The sequence below is a fragment of the Burkholderia mycopellens genome (assembly GCF_964265025.1).
In the GTDB taxonomy this organism is placed as follows: Bacteria; Pseudomonadota; Gammaproteobacteria; order Burkholderiales; family Burkholderiaceae; genus Burkholderia.
Genome location: NZ_OZ183802.1, coordinates 2022628 through 2042219 on the forward strand (window position 1 = coordinate 2022628; position 19592 = coordinate 2042219).

Sequence of the window (19592 nt, forward strand, 5' to 3'; positions counted from 1 at the left end):
CCTGATAGACGAACGGGCCGCGCAAATATTTAGCGGCGTGTACAAAAAAAGCCTTCGCACGGACTTTGCGCACAAAACGGTAAAAAATCGGCCGCGCCGTTCGTCACACCAGTGAAGCCGCCCCAAGCGGCCCCGAGACTTGGCCGAAGCGGCCGGACCGAAGGACTTCACGCACATGACGAGTTTCCCGACTGCGCTGCATCACCGAATCCGCGAACTGGCGCGCCTCGCGCCCGCCGCACCCGCCATCGCGATTCCTTTCCAGAATGACTTGCGCCTGTCGCGCGGCGCGCTCGACGCGCGGGCATCGCGGCTGGCCCGTCAACTTCGCGCGGCCGGCGTCGGCGCGGAAGTGCGGGTGGGCGTGTGCGTCGAGCGTTCGTGCGAATTGTTCGTCGCGCTGCTGGCCGTGCTGAAGGCGGGCGGTGTGTTCGTGCCGCTCGACCCGCGTCATCCGGCCGCGCGCCTCGACTGGATCGTCCAGGATGCGCAGTTGCGGCACGGGATCGTCGATGCCGCTGGCCGTGCGGCGCTCGGTACGCCGTTCGAACACGAGGTTGACGCGGCAGTGGCAGCGGAAGCGGCGGACGGGCGAGACATTTACGCCGATGACGAAGCCGTGCCTGTCCACCCGCGTTCGGCCGCCTACATGATTTATACGTCGGGTTCGACCGGCACGCCGAAGGCGGTCGTCGTCGAACACGGGCCGCTCGCCGCGCACTGCGACGCGCTCGCGGCCGCGCTGCCGATCGAGGCCGGCGACCGCCTGATGCATTTCGCATCGGTCAATTTCGACGCCGCGCACGAATGCTGGCTGGCGCCGCTCGCGACCGGCGCCAGCATCGTCGTGGCGCCGCCGCAGCCGTTCGCGCCGGATGCCGCGCATGCGTTGATGGTGAACGAATCGGTCAACGTCGCCGCGTTCCCGCCTGCGTACCTGCGTGAATTCGCGGCGGTGGCCGCGCGCGACGGCGTGCCGCCGGCACTGCGCGTGCTCGCGTTCGGTGGCGAAGCGCTGCCGCAGCAGGCATTCGAATTCGTCCGCAGCACGTTCCCGTCGGTACGCCTGATCAACGGCTACGGGCCGACGGAGGCCGTCATTTCGCCGATGCTGTGGCCGGTCGAGCCGGGCGAGACGCCCGCGCTGGCCGCCACCGACGCGTATGCGTCGTTGCCGATCGGCCGCGCGATCGGGCCGCGCGTCGTGCGTATCGACGGCGGCGAAGGCGACGGCGTGGGCGAACTGCTGCTGGGCGGCGTGTGCGTCGCGCGCGGCTATCACGGCCGTCCGGCGCTGACGGCCGAACGTTTCATTCCCGATGCCGACGGCGAACCCGGTGCGCGCGTGTACCGCACCGGCGATCTCGCACGACTGCGCGAAGACGGCGCATTCGACTATCTCGGCCGCCTCGACGATCAGGTCCAGGTGCGCGGCGTGCGTGTGGAGCCCGCTGAAATCGCCGCGTGCCTGCGCTCGCATCCGACCGTGGCCGACGCGGCCGTGGTCGCCGAAACCGGCAACGGGCCGACGCGGCTGATCGCGTGCGTCGCGTTGCGCGCGGCGGCCGACGATGCGGCGCTGAAAGCACACGTGGCCGCGCAACTGCCGGCCGCCTGGCAGCCGCACCGGTTCGTGCGTTGCGATGCGCTGCCGTATACGCTGAACGGCAAGATCGACCGCACCGCGCTGCGCGAGAAGATTGCCGCCGCGCGCGACACCGCACCAGGCAGCGGCGACACGCCACGCACGCCGACCGAACGGCAGCTCGCCGACCTCTGGCAGACGCTGCTCGCCCTTGACGTCACGCCGTCGCGTGACGACCGGTTCTTCGCGCTGGGCGCCGATTCGCTCGCCGCGATGCAGTTGCAGGCGGCGATCCGCGCGGCAGTACGCGTGAACCTGCGGCTCGATACGCTGTTCGCCGATCCGGCGCTCTTCGAACTGGCCGAAGCGGTCGATCGCGCGGAACGCGAAACCGGCGAACCGCTGGCCACCATTTCCGCGCGCCGCGCGCCGGCCGAAGCGGCCGAATCGGACGCGCCGCACGTCGACCGTGCCGCATCGCTTGCGCAGCAACGTTTCTGGGTGCTCGCACAAACACGTGACGCGAGCGCCGCGTATCACATCGCCGCGCACTGGACGATCGACGGCATGCTCGATCGCACTGCGTTGCAGCGCGCGCTCGATCACGTGATCGAGCGCCACGAAGCCTGGCGCACGACGCTCGTCGACAACGACGACGGCGTCGTGATGCAGCGGATTCATGCGCATCTGCACGTGCCGATCGTCGACGTCGACCTGCGCGACCAGCCGCCCGCCGCACGCGACGCGCAAGCCGCGCGGCTCGCCGAGCGCGATGCGGCCGAACCGTTCGACCTCGCACGCGGCCCGCTGCTGCGCGCGACGCTGGTCGCACTCGCCGACGACCGTCACCGCCTGTTGCTGACCGGCCATCACGCGATCACCGACGGCTGGAGCTCGCGCTGCGCGTTTGACGAACTGTCGGCCGCCTATCGTGCGTACGCCGAAGGCCGCGAACCGTCGCTGCCCGAACTGCCGATCCAGTACGCCGACTATGCGGACTGGCAACGCGACATGCTGGCCGGCGGCGAGGGGGGACGTCAGCTCGACTACTGGCGCGGCGCGTTGCGCGACGTGCCGGGCCCGCTCGCGCTGCCGGTCGATCGTCAGCCGGGGGCGGTACGCACGCTGCAAGGCGCACGCGTGTCGGTGCGGCTGCCCGACGCGGTCGCGGCCGACGTGCGGCAACTCGCGCGCGACGCGCAGGCCACCCCCTTCACGGTGCTGCTGGCCGCGCTCGACGCGTGGCTGTCGCGCCTGACCGGCGCAACGGATGTCGTCGTCGCGGTGCCGGTCGCGCATCGCCAGCGCCCGGAAACGCGCGCGCTGCTCGGCCTGTTCCTGAATACGGTCGCGCTGCGCGTACGCGTGGCGCCGACGCTGTCGTTCCGCACGCTCGTCGATGCGACGCGCACGGCGGCGCTCGACGCGGTCGCGCACCAGGACGTGCCGTTCGAGCGCGTCGTCGATGCGGTGAAGCCGCCGGTCAAGCGCGGCGACGAATGGCTGCGCGTGAAATTCGCGCAGCAGTTCGACGCGCGGCACGACAGCGTGCTGCCGGGCGCGACGGCCGTCGCGACACCGGGGCCTGACCTCGCCGCACGCTTCGACTTCGCCGTGGATTTCACCGACGATGCTAATGGCATCGAACTGGTCGCGGCCTATGCGACCGACTGCATCGACGGCGACACCGCGCGCGCATGGCTCGACAGCTATGCGGCGCTCGTGGGTGCGGCCGCGCGCGATCCGCACCAAACGACGGCCGTCCTGCCGTGTGATGCATCGGCGGCTTCGCGCCAGCCGCGCGACGGCCGTGCGCTGCGCGTCGAACATGCGGACATCGTCGCCGCGTTCGCGCGGCAGGCGGCCGCGTATCCGCATCGCGTCGCGCTCGCCGACGCGTCGGCGTCGCTGACGTTCGCCGAACTCGACGACGCATCGAACCGCATCGCACGCGCGCTGACCCAGCGCGGCGTGGCCGCCGAAGCGTCCGTCATCGTCTGCATCGAACGGTCGGCGCGCTTCGTCGTCGGCTTGCTCGGCGCGCTGAAGGCCGGTGCACTTGCGGTGTTGCTCGATCCCGCCCAGCCCGCCGCGCGACTGGCCGCGGCGGCGGCCGACTGCGGCGCGCGCTGGGCGCTCGTCGCCGAGCCGGCCGCGTGGCCGGCCGGCATCGACGCACAGCCGCTCGACGTCGACACGCTCGCGCAGGACGCCACGCTCGCGCATGCCGCCGGCGTGCGCCTCGCCCCGCATCCGGAACAGGGTGCGTACCTGGTCTATACGTCGGGCTCGACCGGCACGCCGAAGGGCGTCGTCGTGTCGCACGGCGCACTCGCCGACTACGTGCAGGGGATGCTCGACGAACTCGCGTTCGCACCGGACGCGTCGTTCGCGATGGTGTCGACCGTCGCGGCCGATCTCGGCCACACGACACTGTTCGGCGCGCTGTGCGCGGGCCGCACGCTGCACTTGCTGCCGGCCGCGTGCGCGTTCGATCCCGACCTGTTCGCCGATGAAATGCGCCGCCGCGACGTCGGCGTGCTGAAGATCGTGCCGAGCCACCTGCAGGCGCTGCTCGATGCGCGCGTGCCGGCGGACGTACTGCCGCGCCACGCGCTCGTGACCGGCGGTGAAACGCTCACGTGGGCGCTCGTCGCGCGCCTGGCCGCGCTTGCGCCAGCCTGCCGCGTGATCAACCACTACGGGCCGACCGAAGCGACGGTCGGAGCGATTGCCTGCGACACGGCGTCGATTGCCGCCGATGCGCGCGATCCCGCGAGCGGCGTGCCGCTCGGCCTGCCGCTGCCGAATGCGCGTGCGCTGGTGCTCGACGCATTCGGCGCGTGCGTACCGGCCGGCGCGACGGGCGAACTGTATCTGGGCGGGCCGGGCGTCGCGCGCGGCTACCTCGGGCGGTCGGCGCAGACCGCCGAGCGCTTCGTACCCGATCCGTTCACGCCCGGCGCGCGGCTGTATCGCACCGGCGACCGCGTGCGCCTGCGCGCGGACGGCCGCCTTGCGTTCCTCGGCCGTATCGACGATCAGGTGAAGATTCGCGGCTATCGCGTCGAACCGGGCGAGGTGAGCGCGGCCGTGCGCGCAGCCGGCCAGGTCGCACAGGCCGAAACCCTCGCGATCGAACACGACGGCCGCATGCGGCTCGCGACGTTCGTCGTGATGCGCGACGGTGCGAACTTCGACGAGGCTGCGTTGCGCGAAGCGCTTGCCGCGAAGCTGCCCGACTATATGGTGCCCGCGCAGTTCGTCGCGCTCGCGCGCCTGCCGGTCACCGCGAACGGCAAGATCGATCGTGCCGCGTTGCGTGAACGGGCGGCCACGCCGGTCGCGACGGCATCCGGCGATGCCCCGCAGGGCGCGGTCGAAACGGTGCTCGCCGAAGTCTGGCAGGCCGTGCTGAAGGCGCCGAAGGTCGGCCGCGACGACAACTTCTTCGCGCTCGGCGGCGATTCGATTCTCGTGCTGCAGGTGATCGCTCGTGCGCGCAAGCGCGGCGTGCGATTCACGCCGAAGCAGCTGTTCGACGGCCCGACGGTCGCCGAACTCGCACGCATTGCGAAGACGGAGGACGTGGCTGCCGCTGCCGCTGCCGCCGCGCAACCTGCGGCCGCGGCTGGCGTGGCGGCGGCTGCGCAGGTCCTGACGCCCGCGCAGCAGCGCTTCTTCGCGCTCGATATCCCGCATCCGGGCCACTGGAACCAGTCGGTTGCGTTCGATGTGCGCGGGCCGTTCGACGCCGACGCCTTCGCGCGCGCCTTCGCATCGTTGCTGACGCATCACGACGCATTCCGCCAGCGTTTCGCGGGTCGCGCCGACGGTACGTGGCACGCCAGCGAGGCGGCGAAGCCGTACGACGCGCTGCCGTTCGCCGACGTCTCCGCCCGCGACGAAGCCGACGCGCTTGCGCGCTTCGACGCGCTGCAGCGTCGTCTCGACCTCGGCCGCGGGCCGCTTGCCTGCGCCTGCGCGGCGCGCTTGCCGGACGGCTCGACGCAGCTCCATCTCGCGATTCACCATGCGATCGTCGATGGCGTGTCGTGGCGCATCCTGCTCGACGACCTCGACACGGCGTACCGCGCCGCTTGCGAACGCGCGCCGGTCAAGCTGTCGCAGCCGGGCCTGCGTGCGGATGCATGGGCGGCTCGGCTCGCACGTGCGGCAACGGAACCGGGCTCGCCGTTCGCGGCCGAGGCCGCGTACTGGGCCGGCATGGCGCAGGGCGACGACATCGTGCCCGATCATCCCGACGCGGCGGCAACGAACGCCGATGCGGCCGTCGTCGTGCAGACGATCGACGCGGCATTGACTCGCGCGGCGCTGACCGATGCGCATGCGGCCTATCGCACGCAGACGATCGACCTGCTGGGCGCGGCGCTCGCACTGGCGCTGGCCGGCGTGAGCGGCACCGCGTCGTGCCGTGTCGAACTGGAAGGGCATGGCCGCGAGGCACTGTTCGACGACGCGGACGCCAGCCGCACGATCGGCTGGCTGACGAGCCATTACCCGGTGACGCTGCCGGTCGCGGCCACGGCGCGCGACACGCTGTGCGCGGTCAAGGACGTGCTGCGCGCGGTGCCGCACAAGGGTCTCGGCTTCGGCGTGCTCGCGCACTACGGCGATGCGGCGACGCGTGCGGCGCTGGCCGCCGTGCCGCGCCCGCGCGTCACGTTCAACTATCTCGGCCAGTTCGACGCGCCGCGCGATGCCGCGCTCGTGCCGCGCTTCGGCGGCGCAGGCGTCGAGCGCGATCCACAGGGGCCGCTCGGCAATACGCTCGCGATCCATGCGTACCTCGATACGGATCGTGACGGCGCGCGCACGCTGAAAGTGCACTGGGTCTACGGCGCACCGCAATTCGAACGCGCGACGATCGACGCATTCGCCGAACGCTTCGCGGCGGCGCTGCGCGAACTCGTCGACACGTGCGCATCGCGCGTGGCGCATCGCGGCGGCGGCGCGACGCCGGGCGATTTCCCGCTCGCGCAGTCCGCCGGTCTCACGCAGGCCGCGATCGAGCGCGCGCCGCTCGACTGGCGCACGATCGACGACGTGTATCCGTTGTCGCCGATGCAGCAGGGCATCCTGTTCCATGCGCTGTTCGCGCCCGGTCACGCCAGCTATGTGAACCAGCTCGTCGCGACCGCGATCGCACTTGACGCCGACCGGCTCGCGGCCGCATTCGACGCGTCGATCGCCCGCCACGACATCCTGCGCACGAGCGTGATGCCGGACGAAGCCGCGCCGCTGCAGTGCGTGCATCGCCATGCGCGGATGCCGGTCGAACGGCTCGACTGGCGCACCCGCGGCGACACGCTCGAGGCCGATTTCGACGCCTGGCTCGCGGCCGATCGCGCCCGCGGTTTCGACTGGCGCGAGCCGCCGCTGATGCGCCTCACGCTGATCCGCGTGACCGATGACGCATGGCGCGTCGTGTGGACGCGTCATCACGTGCTGCTCGACGGCTGGAGCACGGCGCGCCTGCTCGCCGACGTGCTGCGCGACTATCGCGATCCGGATGCCGTGTCGCCGTTCGCAAGCCGCCCGGCGCTGCGTTATCGCGACTTCATCGCCTGGCTCGGCACGCGCGACCGCGACGCCGACGAGCGCTTCTGGACGGAACGCCTCGCACGACTCGACGCACCGACGCTGATCGCGGCACGCACGGCCGACCGTGCGGATGCCGAAATGCTCACGTGGCGCGCAACGCTCGACGCCGGCGTGATGACGCGTGTCGCGCAAACCGCACGCGCGTTGAAGCTGACCGTCAACACGCTGGTGCAGGGCGCCTGGGCGCTCGCCCTGCAGCGGATGACGCACCAGCCGGCCGTCGCGTTCGGCGCGACCGTCGCGGGCCGCCCCGATGCACTCGCGGACGTCGATTCGGTGCTCGGCCTGTTCATCAACACGCTGCCGGTGATCACCGCGCCGGCGCCGCAACAACGCGCGGCCGACTGGCTGCAAACGCTGCAACGCGAGAACGCGGCTGCCGCCGAGCACGCGCACACGCCGCTCGCCGACATCCAGCGCTGGGCGCGCGGCGCGGGCGGTGCCCTGTTCGACACGCTGGTCGTGTTCGAGAACTACCCGGTGGACGACACGGCGCGCGACGCCGATCCGCGTGCGCTGGCGTTGAGCGGCGTGCGCAGCATCGAAGCCACCGATTTCGCCCTGACGCTCGTGATCGAGAGCGGCGCCGAGCTGACGATCGACTACGGCTACGACACCGCGCGCGTCGATGCGCGGCAGGTTGAAACCTGGCACCGCGCGTTTGCATGCGCGCTCGATGCGCTGGCCCGCACGCCGGATGCGCTGCTCGGCACGCTGTCGATCGCCGACGACGTGACTCGCGACGCGCTGGTCCGTGCGCGCAACACAGCGCACACCTGGCCGGACGCGCAACGCCAGCCGCTGCATCTGCAATTCGCCGATGCGGCGCGGGCGACGCCCGACGCGATCGCGCTCGAATACGCGGACGTTCACGGCGGTGTGCATCGCGCGACCTATCGCGAACTCGACGCCAGCACGTCGCGCATCGCGGCCGCATTGCGCCGGCGCGGCGTGCAGCCCGACACGCCGGTCGCCCTGTGCGTCGAGCGTTCGTTCGACATGGTGATGGCGCTGGTTGGCGTGCTGAAGGCCGGCGCCGCCTACTTGCCGGTCGATCCCGACTATCCGGCCGAGCGCATCGCGTACCTGCTGCGCGACGCGCGGCCGGCCGTCGCGATTACCCAGGCTCATCTGCGCGAACAAGTCGAAGCGGCGCTCGGTGACGGTGCAGGCACGCAGTTGCTGACGGTTGCCGACCTGCTCGCCGACGAAACCGCCGATGAAACCGAAAGCGATGCCGCCGGCGCGACCGCAGCGATCCACGACGCGCAGCTTGCGTACCTGATCTACACGTCCGGCTCGACCGGCAAGCCGAAGGGCGCCGGCAACACGCACGGCGCGCTCGCGAACCGGATCGCGTGGATGCAGCACGCTTACCGGCTGACACGCGACGACGTCGTGCTGCACAAGACGCCGTTCGGCTTCGACGTGTCGGTGTGGGAATTCGTGTGGCCGCTGGCGATCGGCGCGAAGCTCGCAATCGCCGCGCCCGGCGACCATCGCGACCCGGCGCGCCTGGCCGCCGCGATCCACGCACACGGCGTGACGGTGCTGCACTTCGTGCCGTCGATGCTGGCCGCGTTCGCCGCGTATCTCGACGATTTCTCGGCTGCCGCGCAGTGCGACAGCGTGCGCCTGATCGTTGCAAGCGGCGAGGCGCTCGCGCCTGAACTCGTCGCGAAGATGGCGCGGCTGCTGCCGAACGCGACGCTCGTGAACCTGTACGGGCCGACCGAAGCCGCGATCGACGTGTCGCACTGGACCTGCGGCCCCGACGATGCGGAGACTGCCGCGGTGCCGATCGGCCATCCGATCGCGAACCTGCAACTGCACGTGCTCGATGCGGCGTGGCAGCCGGTGCCGGCCGGCGCGACCGGCGAACTGTATCTCGCGGGCGCGGGCCTCGCGCGCGGCTATCTCGGCCGTCCGGCGCTGACCGCCGAGCGTTTCGTGCCCGATCCGTTCGTGCCGGGCGCGCGCATGTACCGCACCGGTGACCTCGCCCGACAGCGTGCCGACGGTGCGCTTGACTACCTCGGCCGCGTCGATACGCAGGTCAAGCTGCGCGGCCAGCGGATCGAGCCGGGCGAGATCGAGGCGCTGCTGCGCGCGGCGCCCGGCGTGAACGACGCCGTCGTGATCGTGCGCGACGAGCAACTGATCGGCTATGTCGCACGTGGCGACGCGGGCCCGCTCGACCAGGTGGCGCTGCTCGACGCGCTTCGTGCGCAATTGCCGGCCTACATGGTGCCGTCGCGACTGATCGAACTCGACGCGTTGCCCGTCACGCCGAACGGCAAGTGCGACCGCCATGCGCTGCCCGCGCCGGCGCGCGAAGCGGCAGCCGACGTCGCGCTCGCGACCGACACGGAACGCACGCTCGCCGGGATCTGGCAACGCGTGCTGCACGTGGAGGCGATCGGCCGCGACGACGATTTCTTCCTGCTCGGCGGCCATTCGCTGCTCGCGACGCAGGCCCACGCGCAGGCGAACCTGCACTGGGGGCTCGCGTTGCCGCTGCGCACGCTGTTCGACATGCGCACGCTGGCGCGCTGCGCGGAGGCGATCGACGCGGCCTGCGCGGCGCGCGGCGAAACCGACGCGGCGAGCGCGATCGATGCGCTGCTCGGCGAACTGGAAACCCAATAAGGACGACGGATGACGAAGGTTCAACCCGACTGGCTCGCGCTCGCGACGCGTTTCGCGCAACTGCCCGACGCGCAGCGCGCGGTCTTCATCGACAAGCTCGGCGCGGCCGGCATCGACTTCCGCGTGCTGCCGATCCCGCCGCGCACGCCGCGCAGCGAGCGCGTGCCGGCGTCGTTCGCGCAGACGCGGCTGTGGCTGCATGCGCGGCTGATCGATGCGCCCGACGCGTATCACATCACCGAGCGCCTGGCGCTGACGGGCCCGCTCGACGCGCATGCGCTGCGCCTGGCGTGCGACGCGCTGATCGCGCGCCACGAGGCGCTGCGCACGACCTTCGACGAAACGCAGGACGGCGTGGCGCAAACGATCCACGCGCCGTTGCGTTGCCCGTGGCGCGAAACCGATCTCGAAGCGCTGCCGGATGCGCAGCGCACGGCGCGCGCGCAGGAGGTCGCCACGGCTGACGAAGCCGAACCGTTCGATCTCGGCGCGGCGCCGCTCGTACGTGCTCACCTGGTGCGCTTCGATGCGACCCGTCACTGGCTCGCGCTGACCGTGCATCACATCGTGTCGGACGGTTGGTCGTCGGGCGTGATGCTCGAGGAGCTCGCGGCGTTCTATCGCGCGTATGCGTCCGACCGGCCGGTGCCGCTCGCGCCGCTGCCGATCCAGTACGCCGACTACGCGCTGTGGCAGCGCCGCTGGCTCGACGCCGGCGAGCGCGACCGCCAGCTCGCGTTCTGGCGCGAACGGCTCGATCCGCAACGCGGCGTGCTGGCGCTGCCGGGCGCGGCTGCGCGACCCGCACGCCGCAGTGCGCGCGGCGCACGCCATGGGTTTTCGCTCGACGCACGCGTCGGCGCGCAATTGCGCGCATTCGCGGCTGCCTCGGGCACCACGCCGTTCGCGGTGCTGCTTGCCGCGCTCGACGCGCTGCTGGCGCGCGCGACCGGCGACGCGCGGATCTGCGTCGGCGTGCCGGCCGCAAACCGCGAACGCGCGGAAGTCGCCGGCCTGATCGGCTTCTTCGTCAACACGCTCGCGATCGACGTCGACGTGCCCGCGCACGGCGATTTCTCGTCGCTGGTCGCGCGCACGCAGCGAGCGCTCGTCGACGCGCAGATGCACCAGGACGTGCCGTTCGAGCAGGTGGTCGACGCGCTCGGCGTGCCGCGCAGCGCGAGTCACCATCCGCTGTTCCAGGTGATGGCCGCGTACGGCGAGCGCCGCGCGCTGCCGGCGCTCGGCGCGGCGTCGGCGGCGTTGCTGCCGTCGGGCACGCCGTCCGCGAAATTCGACCTGACGCTTTCGGTCGAAGCGACGCCGGACGGCACGTTCGACGCCGCGTTCATCTACGCGCTCGACCTGTTCGACGCGGACGCGATCGCACGGCTGGCCGCGCGCTTCGTCACGCTGCTGGCCGATGCGCTCGCGCGCCCCGGCATGCCGGTCGGCGATCTCGACTGGCTGCCCGCCGATGAACGCGAACAGCTCTTCGCATGGAACGCCCCGGCGGGCGCCGCCGAATCCGAACCGTTCGTGCCCGTTCATGCACGCATCGCCGCGCATGCGCAGGCACGGCCCGACGCACGCGGCGTTGCCGATACCGATCGCGCGTTGACGCGCGGCGAAGTCGACGCGCGCGCGGCACGGCTGGCGCGCCATCTGGTGGCGGCCGGCGTACGGCCCGAAATGCGCGTGGGCGTCGCGCTGCAGCGCTCGGTCGACCTGCTCGTCGCGCTGATCGCGGTGCTGAAGTCGGGTGCCGCGTTCGTACCGCTCGATCCGGCGCATCCGCGCGAACGGCTCGCGCAGATCGTCGGCGACGCGCACATCGCGCACGTGCTGACCGACGGCGCGAGCGCCGCGTCGCTGCCCGAACTGCCGGATCTGCGCGTGTGGCGCGCCGATGAAGTCGACGCACTCGACGCAGCCGCGCACGTCGCGCTGCCGGACGTGCTGCCGGGCCACGCGGCCTATGCGATCTACACGTCGGGCTCGACCGGCAAGCCGAAGGGCGTGATCGTCGATCATGCGTCGTTCGCGCGGCATTGCGCGGCGATCGCCGAGCGCTACGGCGCGGGCGAGAACGACGTGTTCCTGCTGTTCCAGTCGGTCAACTTCGACGGCGCGCACGAAGGCTGGTTTTCGCAGTACATGTCGGGCGCCGCCGTGTCGGTGACGGCCGACGTGCTGTGGCCGCCCGCGCAGACCTGCGCGATGATGGTCCGCGATGGCGTGACGATGACCTACGTGCCGCCCGGTTGCGCCGCGCAGCTCGCCGAATGGGCGCTCGCGCACGGCGCGCCGCCGACGCTGCGTTCGCTGACCGTCGGCGGCGAGGCGACGTCGCGCGAGGCGTTCGCGATGCTGCGCCGCGCGCTGCCGAACGTGCGCGTGGTCAACGGCTATGGCCCGACCGAGACGGTCATCACGCCGACGCTGTGGATGTTCCGGCCCGGCGACGATCTCGCGAAGCTCGGCGACGCCGCCTACCTGCCGATCGGTACGCTGGTCGGCGCACGCACCGCGCATGTGCTCGACGAACGCCTGCATCCGCTGCCGGTCGGCGTGATCGGCGAACTGTATCTGGGCGGCGAGGGGATCGGCGTCGCGCGCGGCTACCTCGACCGCCCGGCGCTGACGGCCGAGCGCTTCGTGCCCGATCCGTACGGCGCGCCGGGCGCGCGGCTGTACCGCACGGGCGACCTCGTGCGGCGTCGCGCGGACGGCGTGTTCGACTTCATCGGCCGCGTCGACCATCAGGTGAAGCTGCGCGGGCTGCGCATCGAACTCGGCGAGATCGAGGCCCAGCTTGCCGCGCACGACGCGGTGCGCGAAGCATGCGCGGTCGTGCACGGGCAGGGCGCACGCGCGCAGCTGGTCGCGTACGTCGAGCTGACAGCCGACGCACGGGCGGCCGCGCAGCCGGTCGAAGCCGCGACGCTCGACGCGCACCTGCGCCGCACGCTGCCCGACTACATGGTGCCCGCGCAGTTGATCGTGCTCGACGCGCTGCCGCGCAACGCGAACAGCAAGGTCGACCGCGCACGGCTGCCGGCGCCGGTACGCGTCGAGCGCGCGTACGAAGCACCGCACGACGGCGACGAGGCCGCGCTCGCCGCGATCTGGTGCGACGTGCTGAATCTCGCGCGCGTGGGGCGCGGCGATCACTTCTTCGATCTCGGCGGCCATTCGCTCGCCGCCGTGCGCGTGGCGACGCGTGTGGCCGAACAGCTCGGCCGCGACGTGCCGGTGCGTGCGCTGTTCGAGGCGCCCGTGCTCGCGCAGTACGCGTTGCAGGTCGCCGGTGCGCCGCGCGCCGCGCATGCCGGTGCGGCAGCGCCGGGCGTCGCCGTCGCCCAACCGGACGCGCACGGCGTGTGGCCGCTGTCGCCGGCGCAGCTCGGCCTGTGGTTCCTGTGGCGCGCGCAGCCGGACAGCGCCGCGTACAACATTCCGGTCGCGCTGCGCGTGCGCGGCCCGCTCGATGTCGATGCGCTGCGTGCGGCCTTTGCGGATGTCGCGATCGTGCATCCGGCGCTGCGCGCGCGGCTGGTCGAGCGTGACGACGCACTTCCGGGCCAGCGGATCGATTCGGACGTTGCCGTCGAACTGCCGGTGGTCGACCTGTCGGCGCAAACCGATGCGCTCGTTCGCGCCGCGGCGCTGACCGACGAGGATGCACTCGCGCCGTTCGACCTCGCTGCCGATGCGCCGCTGTGGCGCGCGCGGGTACTGCGGCTCGGGGCGGAAGATCATGTGCTGTCGGTGACGATTCATCACATCGTGTCGGATGGCGAATCGATCGAGCTGTGGCTCGACGCGGTTCGTGCGCGCTATGTCGCCCGCGTGCAAGGCGGCGCCGCGCCGGCCGATGAGGCCGTTGCGGCCATTGCGTCCGTTCAACCGGCCATGCCGCTCGTGCTGCCCGCACTGTGCCATCCGGCCCGCGTCGCGTACTGGCGCGACGCGCTGGCCGATCTGCCGGCGCGCGTGCTGCCGCAGCGCGCGGACGCACCGGCCGTGCCGCAATGGCGTGCGGCCCGCATCGCATTCGAATTCGACGGCGCCCTGATCCGCGCCGCGCGCGATACGGCGTCGGCCGCGCACGCGACACTGCCGATGCTGCTGCACGCGGCGCTCAACACCGCGCTGTTCCGCGCGACGGGCGCGGCCGACCAGCCGGTCGGCGTGCTGGCGTCGACGCGCGAGCTGGCGGGCGACGCGGCCCGCGACGCGCTCGGCCTCTTCATCAATTCGGTCGTCGTGCGCACGCGGCTCGACCCGGCCGCGCGCCGCGCGGACGTGCTCGCACAAGTGCGCGACACGGCGCTCACGGCCTACGCGCACGCTGACGTGCCGTTCGCGGACGTCGTCGCGGCGCTGTGCGCGCCGCGTGCCGCGCAGGCCAATCCGCTGTTCCAGGTGATGTTCAATTACCTGCGCCCGGCGGGTGCCGCGGCGCGCGACTGGGCCGGCCTGTCGCTGGCCGGATTCGACGAGGTGCGCCATCGCGTCGTGTTTACGCTGGAGCTGGACGTCGTCGAGCATCCGGACGGCCGCGTGAGCGCCGCATTCTCGTATGCGGACGAGCTGATCGACCGCGGTTTCGTCGATGCGCTCGTCGACGTCTATCACGACGAAGTCGCGCGTTTCGCCGGCGCGTCGGAAGCGGCGCTCGGCGCGCCCGACCAGCATGCTGTCGCGCCGGCGTCGCATCGCTCGCGGGCGGAAGGCAACGGGCGCGCGGCAACGTCGTCACGTGCACCGCACGCGGCTGCCGCTCTCGCGGCGCTGTGGTCCGACACGTTCGCGACGGCCGCCCCCGAAGCGGACGCCAACCTGTTCGAAGCCGGCGCGACCTCGTTCGACGTCGTGCGCTTCGTCGACGCGGCGGTCCGTGCCGGTCACTCGCTGACGGTCGCGGACCTATTCGCGTCGCCGACGCTCGCGGCACTCGGCGCGCGACTTGATGCGCGACTTGATGCGCACACGGAAACGGGACAGGAGGCGCGCCATGCTGGCTGAAGTGCGTCCGGACGGATTCACGCTGCTCGATACCTGCCGCCTCGCGTTCGCGGACGGCCTGTTCGCCGTGCGCGACGGCGCGCAGATCCGCGTCGCGCAGGGCGACGGCATCGGCGCGCAGTTGCTGCGCGCGCAGCTCGGCGACGATGGCGCGCTGCGCCTCGTCGCGTACAACCATCGCGCGGCCCCGGCCGACCAGCGGCGTGCGCTGCTGGTCGCGCTGGCCGCGGCGTTTTCGGATAGCGCCCGCCACGCGGCGATCCGGCTCGACCCGGCCGCGTGGCCGGCGGTTGCGCTCGATGCGCTGCGCGCGAGCGGCGTGCTCGCCGACGGCGGCCTCTGCATGCGTGAAGGCTGGGCGCAGCAGGCCGATCTGTGGCTCGTCGGCCCGCATCTGCCGTGCGCGACGTTGCCGATGTTCACCGACGGCCGCCGTCATCCGCGCCGGCCGCCCGCGCCGCGCGGCGAGGTCTACGCGCGCGACCTGCCTGCGCTCGGCGTGCGTTTCACGCTGCGCGGCTGGCAGCCGGCCGAGGACGCCGCGCGACTCGCGCGCTGGTTCGACGAACCGCGCGTGCGCGACGGCTGGCCCGGCACGCCGCCCGGCGCGCAAGGCGCGGCGCCCGACACCGATCCGCACGTGATTCCGCTCGTCGGCTGCTTCGACGGCGAACCGTTCGCGTATTTCGAAGCGGTCTGGCTGAAGGAAGACGCGCTCGCGCCGCACGTCGCGGCGCGCGACTACGACCGCGGGCTGCGGATGCTGGTCGGCGAGTCGCGCTGGCGCGGCCCGCATTGCGTGGCGGGCTGGCTGCCGTCCGTCGTTCATTACCTGTTTCTCGACGACCCGCGTACCGAAGCGGTCGGCTGCGCCGTGCCGGCCGGCCGCGCGCGGGTTGCCGACCATCTCGCGCGGCATGGCTTCGCGCGGCAGCGCCGTCTCGCGCTGGCCGACGCGCAGCCGCTGTGGATGCGCACGCTGCGCGAGACCTTCTTCTCCGGCCGTCACGTCTGACGCGCCGGATTCACCGACAAGGGAGCTGAGACATGCAGAGAGAAACCGTATTCGACCTGATCGGCGTCGGCTTCGGGCCGTCGAATCTGGCGCTGGCCGTGCGCCTCGCCGAGCGCGGCGGCGCCCGCACGTTCGCCCATTGCTTCGTCGAGCGCCAGCCGGAATTCGGCTGGCATCGCGGCATGCTGCTCGACGACTGCCGGATGCAGATCTCGTTTCTGAAGGATCTCGTCACGATGCGCGATCCGAAAAGCCGCTACACGTTCATCAACTATCTGTTCGAACGCGGCCGGCTGAACGAATTCGTCAACCTGAAGAACTTCTATCCGACCCGCGTCGAGTTCCACGACTACCTGAGCTGGGTGGCGGAGGCGTTCGACGACCGCGTCCATTACAGCGAAACCGTGCTGGCGATCGAACCCGTGCACGGCGACGGCGCGCGGATCGACGCGCTGCGCGTGCTGTCGCGCGACGCGGCCGGCCACGAGCGCCAGCGCGTCACGCGCGCGCTGTCGGTCGGCGTCGGCGGCACGCCGGCGGTTCCGGACGCGTTCGCCGCGCTCGGCCGCGATCGCGTGATCCATTCTTCGTCGTACCTGACCGACATCGACCGGCTCGTCGCGTCGCCGGACGGCGAGCGCCGCCGCGTCGCGGTGATCGGCGCGGGGCAGAGCGCGGCCGAGGTGTTCATCGATCTCGCGCGCCGCTTCCCGCACGTCGACGCGAACCTCGTGATGCGCGCCGGCGCGTTGAAGCCGGCTGACGACAGCCCGTTCGTCAACGAGATCTTCAGCCCCGAGTTCACCGACGTCGTCTATGCGCAGCCGCACGACGCGCGCCGCGCGCTGCTCGAGCGTTATCGCGACACGAACTACGCGGTGGTCGACCGGCCGCTGATCGAACAGATCTACGAAATGCTGTACCTGCAGCGCATCGACGGCATGCCGCGTCATGCGCTGCTCGCGAACAGCGCGATCGAGGCGGCGGTGCGCACCGCCGACGGACGCATCGAGCTGACGCTGCGCGACCGGATGAGCGGCGACCCGCGCGTCGAGCGTTTCGACGCGCTCGTGCTGGCCACCGGCTACCGCCGCGACACGCATTCGGCGCTGCTCGAAGGGCTCGCGCCGCACCTGGGTGACGCGCTTGCACGCGGCGACGTGACGCGCGACTACCTGCTCGCGACGCCCGAGCACTTCGCGCCGCGCATCTACCTGCAAGGCTGCTGCGAAGACAGCCACGGCCTGTCCGACACGCTGCTGTCGGTACTGGCGCGTCGCGCGGACGAAATCTGCGCGTCGCTCGAAAACGAGATCGCACCCGCCCATGAAGAAGGCGCGGCCCGGGCATCACAGGAAAAACGACGGGACAACGGGGTGAGCGCGAGCCGGATGGCTTTCGCTCTTTGACAAAGGCGCGGTCGGAGACCGCATGAAACAAGTGGAGCAGAGAAAGATGGAGTGGGCAACAGGCACGCGTTTGCGTGCGATCGCAGCCGCGGCGAGCGTGGCGTTCGGTGTGGCGGCAGGGCAGGCACAGGCCCAGACGGCGCCGGCCGTGAACGCGGGCGCCGCGGCATCGGCCAGCAGTGCGCAGAACGGTGCGTCGGCCAGTGGGTCGACCGGCACGCTGCCGACGATCAACGTCAACGCGGCCTCGGAAGGAGACGGCACGGTCGGGCTCGTCGCGAAGCGCAGCCGGACCGGTACGAAGACCAGTACGTCGATCAACGAGATCCCGCAGACGATCAACGTCGTCACCGCGCAGCAGATCGAGATGACCGGCGCGACCGACGTGAATGCGGCGCTGCGCTACGTGCCGGGCTTCTCGTCGTACGGTTCGGACAACCGCTCCGACTGGTACGCGGCGCTGCGCGGCTTCACGCCGACCGCGTACGTGAACGGGCTGCAGGTGCCGAACACGATCAACCTGGCGAGCTGGCGTGTCGATCCGTACATGATCGACAGCATCAGCGTGCTGCGCGGGCCGACCTCGGTGCTGTACGGCGCGGGCGACCCGGGCGCGATCGTCGACGTGCAGACCAAGCTCGCCGACGGCGAGCGCGTGCGCGAGGCCGGCGTGCAGATCGGCAACTACGCGCGCAAGCAGTTCATGATCGACGTCGGCGACAAGCTCGACCCGGACGGCAAGTACGCGTACCGCTTCGTCGGCGTCGCACGCGACGGCAACGCGCTGACCGGCCCGAACAACGACCAGCGCGTCGCGCTCGCGCCGTCGTTCCGCTGGCGTCCGGACGCGGACACCTCGCTGACGCTGTCCGCGACGTACCTGCAGGACTGGGGCGACATCTCGTCGAACTTCCTGCCCGCGCAGGGCACGGTGCTGCCGAACCCGAACGGGCAGATCAACAAGGACGTCTACGAGGGCGACGGGAACTTCAACTACTACCGCAAGAAGCAGTGGTCGGTCGGCTACCAGTTCGAGCGGAACCTGACGCCGGCGTGGACGTTCCGCCAGAACACGCGCCTGATGCACCTGTCGCTCGACAACGGGTCGGTGTTCGGCAACGGCTTCGTCGACGGCAGCACGACCGACGTGTCGCGCTGGGCCGGCGTGTTCCAGATGAACTACAGCCGCTTCGACATCGACAACAACCTCGAAGGCCGCTTCGCGACGGGGCCGCTCCAGCACACGCTGCTGCTCGGCTTCCAGTACAACCGGCAGACGGCGACCGACAGCGAATGGCTCGCCGCCGCGCCGCCGCTGAACATCTACAACCCGGTGTACCAGCCCGTCACGACGGCGGTGTTCACGCCCGACGCGACGATCCGCACCAACACGTACACGACGATGAACACGTTCGGCCTGTACGCGCAGGACCAGGTCAAGTGGAACCGCTGGACGCTGACGCTCGGCGGCCGCGAGGACTGGGTCAACATGCGGATGGACGACCGCGCGGGCGGCACGTCGACGAAGGCGGACGTCACGGCATTCACCGGCCGCGTGGGCCTCACGTACCAGGGCGATTACGGGCTGTCGCCGTACGTCAGCTATGCCACGTCGTTCAATCCGCTGATCGGCGTGAACCTGCTCGGCGGCGGGCTGCCGCAGCCGACCCGCGGCAAGCAGATCGAAGCCGGCCTGCGCTGGCAGCCGCCCGGCAAGAACCTGATGCTGAACGCGGCGATCTACCAGATCAACCAGACCAACGGGATCACGCCGGCGCTGCCGAGCCAGGACGATAGCGGCACGAAGTCGGTGCAGACCGGCGAAGTGCGTTCGCGCGGGATCGAGCTGAGCGCGACCGGCAAGCTCACGCGCAACCTGTCGGTGATCGCGTCGTACGTGTACCAGGACGTGAAGGTCGTGAAGGCGAACGACAACACGCTGAACAACTGGCCGGTCGACATTCCGCGTCCGCGCCAGATGGCGTCGCTGTGGACCGACTGGACGTGGCACACGGGGCCGCTCGCCGGCTTCGGCCTCGGCGGCGGCGTTCGTTACCAGAGCGCTTCGGCCGGTGCGGCCGACAACTCGCTGACGGTATCGAGCGTCACGCTGTTCGACGCGGGTGTGCACTACGACACGCGCAACTGGCGCTTCGCCGTGAACGGAACGAACCTGTTCAACCGCCACTACATCAGCGGTTGCCAGTCGGCGAACGTCTGCGTGTTCGGGACCGACCGTACCGTGATCGCGACCGCGAAATACAACTGGTGACGATGC

Annotated in this window: 5 protein-coding genes; all 5 read left to right on the forward strand. The window is 71.2% G+C overall.

All coding sequences use genetic code 11. The features are described 5' to 3' along the window. The first annotated feature begins 175 nt into the window (after positions 1-175). Genes ACPTTC_RS09380 through ACPTTC_RS09400 form a run of 5 tightly spaced genes read left to right on the forward strand, consistent with a single transcriptional unit; the run spans position 176 to position 19586 of the window. Positions 176-9859: an amino acid adenylation domain-containing protein gene (locus ACPTTC_RS09380; protein WP_423392277.1), complete on the forward strand. Its 9684-nt coding sequence runs from the start codon at positions 176-178 to the stop codon at positions 9857-9859. Positions 9860-9868: 9 nt separating this feature from the next. After that, entirely contained in the window at positions 9869-14890 is a 5022-nt protein-coding gene (locus ACPTTC_RS09385) for an amino acid adenylation domain-containing protein (protein WP_423392278.1), read from the forward strand. Beyond that, a complete protein-coding gene (locus ACPTTC_RS09390; RefSeq protein WP_423392279.1) occupies positions 14880-15905 on the forward strand; it encodes a GNAT family N-acetyltransferase in 1026 nt (341 codons plus the stop codon). The genes ACPTTC_RS09385 and ACPTTC_RS09390 overlap by 11 nt, the downstream gene beginning before the upstream one ends. 32 nt (positions 15906-15937) lie before the next feature. Continuing rightward, complete coding sequence (locus tag ACPTTC_RS09395; protein WP_423392280.1) at positions 15938-17314, forward strand: lysine N(6)-hydroxylase/L-ornithine N(5)-oxygenase family protein; 1377 nt, start codon at positions 15938-15940, stop codon at positions 17312-17314. A gap of 22 nt (positions 17315-17336) precedes the next feature. After that, complete coding sequence (locus ACPTTC_RS09400) at positions 17337-19586, forward strand: TonB-dependent siderophore receptor (protein WP_423392281.1); 2250 nt, start codon at positions 17337-17339, stop codon at positions 19584-19586. The last annotated feature ends 6 nt before the right edge of the window (positions 19587-19592 follow it).

Bases quoted from the DNA above. Each gene is read 5' to 3' on its own strand.
- ACPTTC_RS09400 (WP_423392281.1), top strand. From the start codon at position 17,337: ATGAAACAAGTGGAGCAGAGAAAGATGGAGTGGGCAACAGGCACGCGT.
- ACPTTC_RS09390 (WP_423392279.1), top strand. From the start codon at position 14,880: ATGCTGGCTGAAGTGCGTCCGGACGGATTCACGCTGCTCGATACCTGC.
- ACPTTC_RS09385 (WP_423392278.1), top strand. From the start codon at position 9,869: ATGACGAAGGTTCAACCCGACTGGCTCGCGCTCGCGACGCGTTTCGCG.
- ACPTTC_RS09395 (WP_423392280.1), top strand. From the start codon at position 15,938: ATGCAGAGAGAAACCGTATTCGACCTGATCGGCGTCGGCTTCGGGCCG.
- ACPTTC_RS09380 (WP_423392277.1), top strand. From the start codon at position 176: ATGACGAGTTTCCCGACTGCGCTGCATCACCGAATCCGCGAACTGGCG.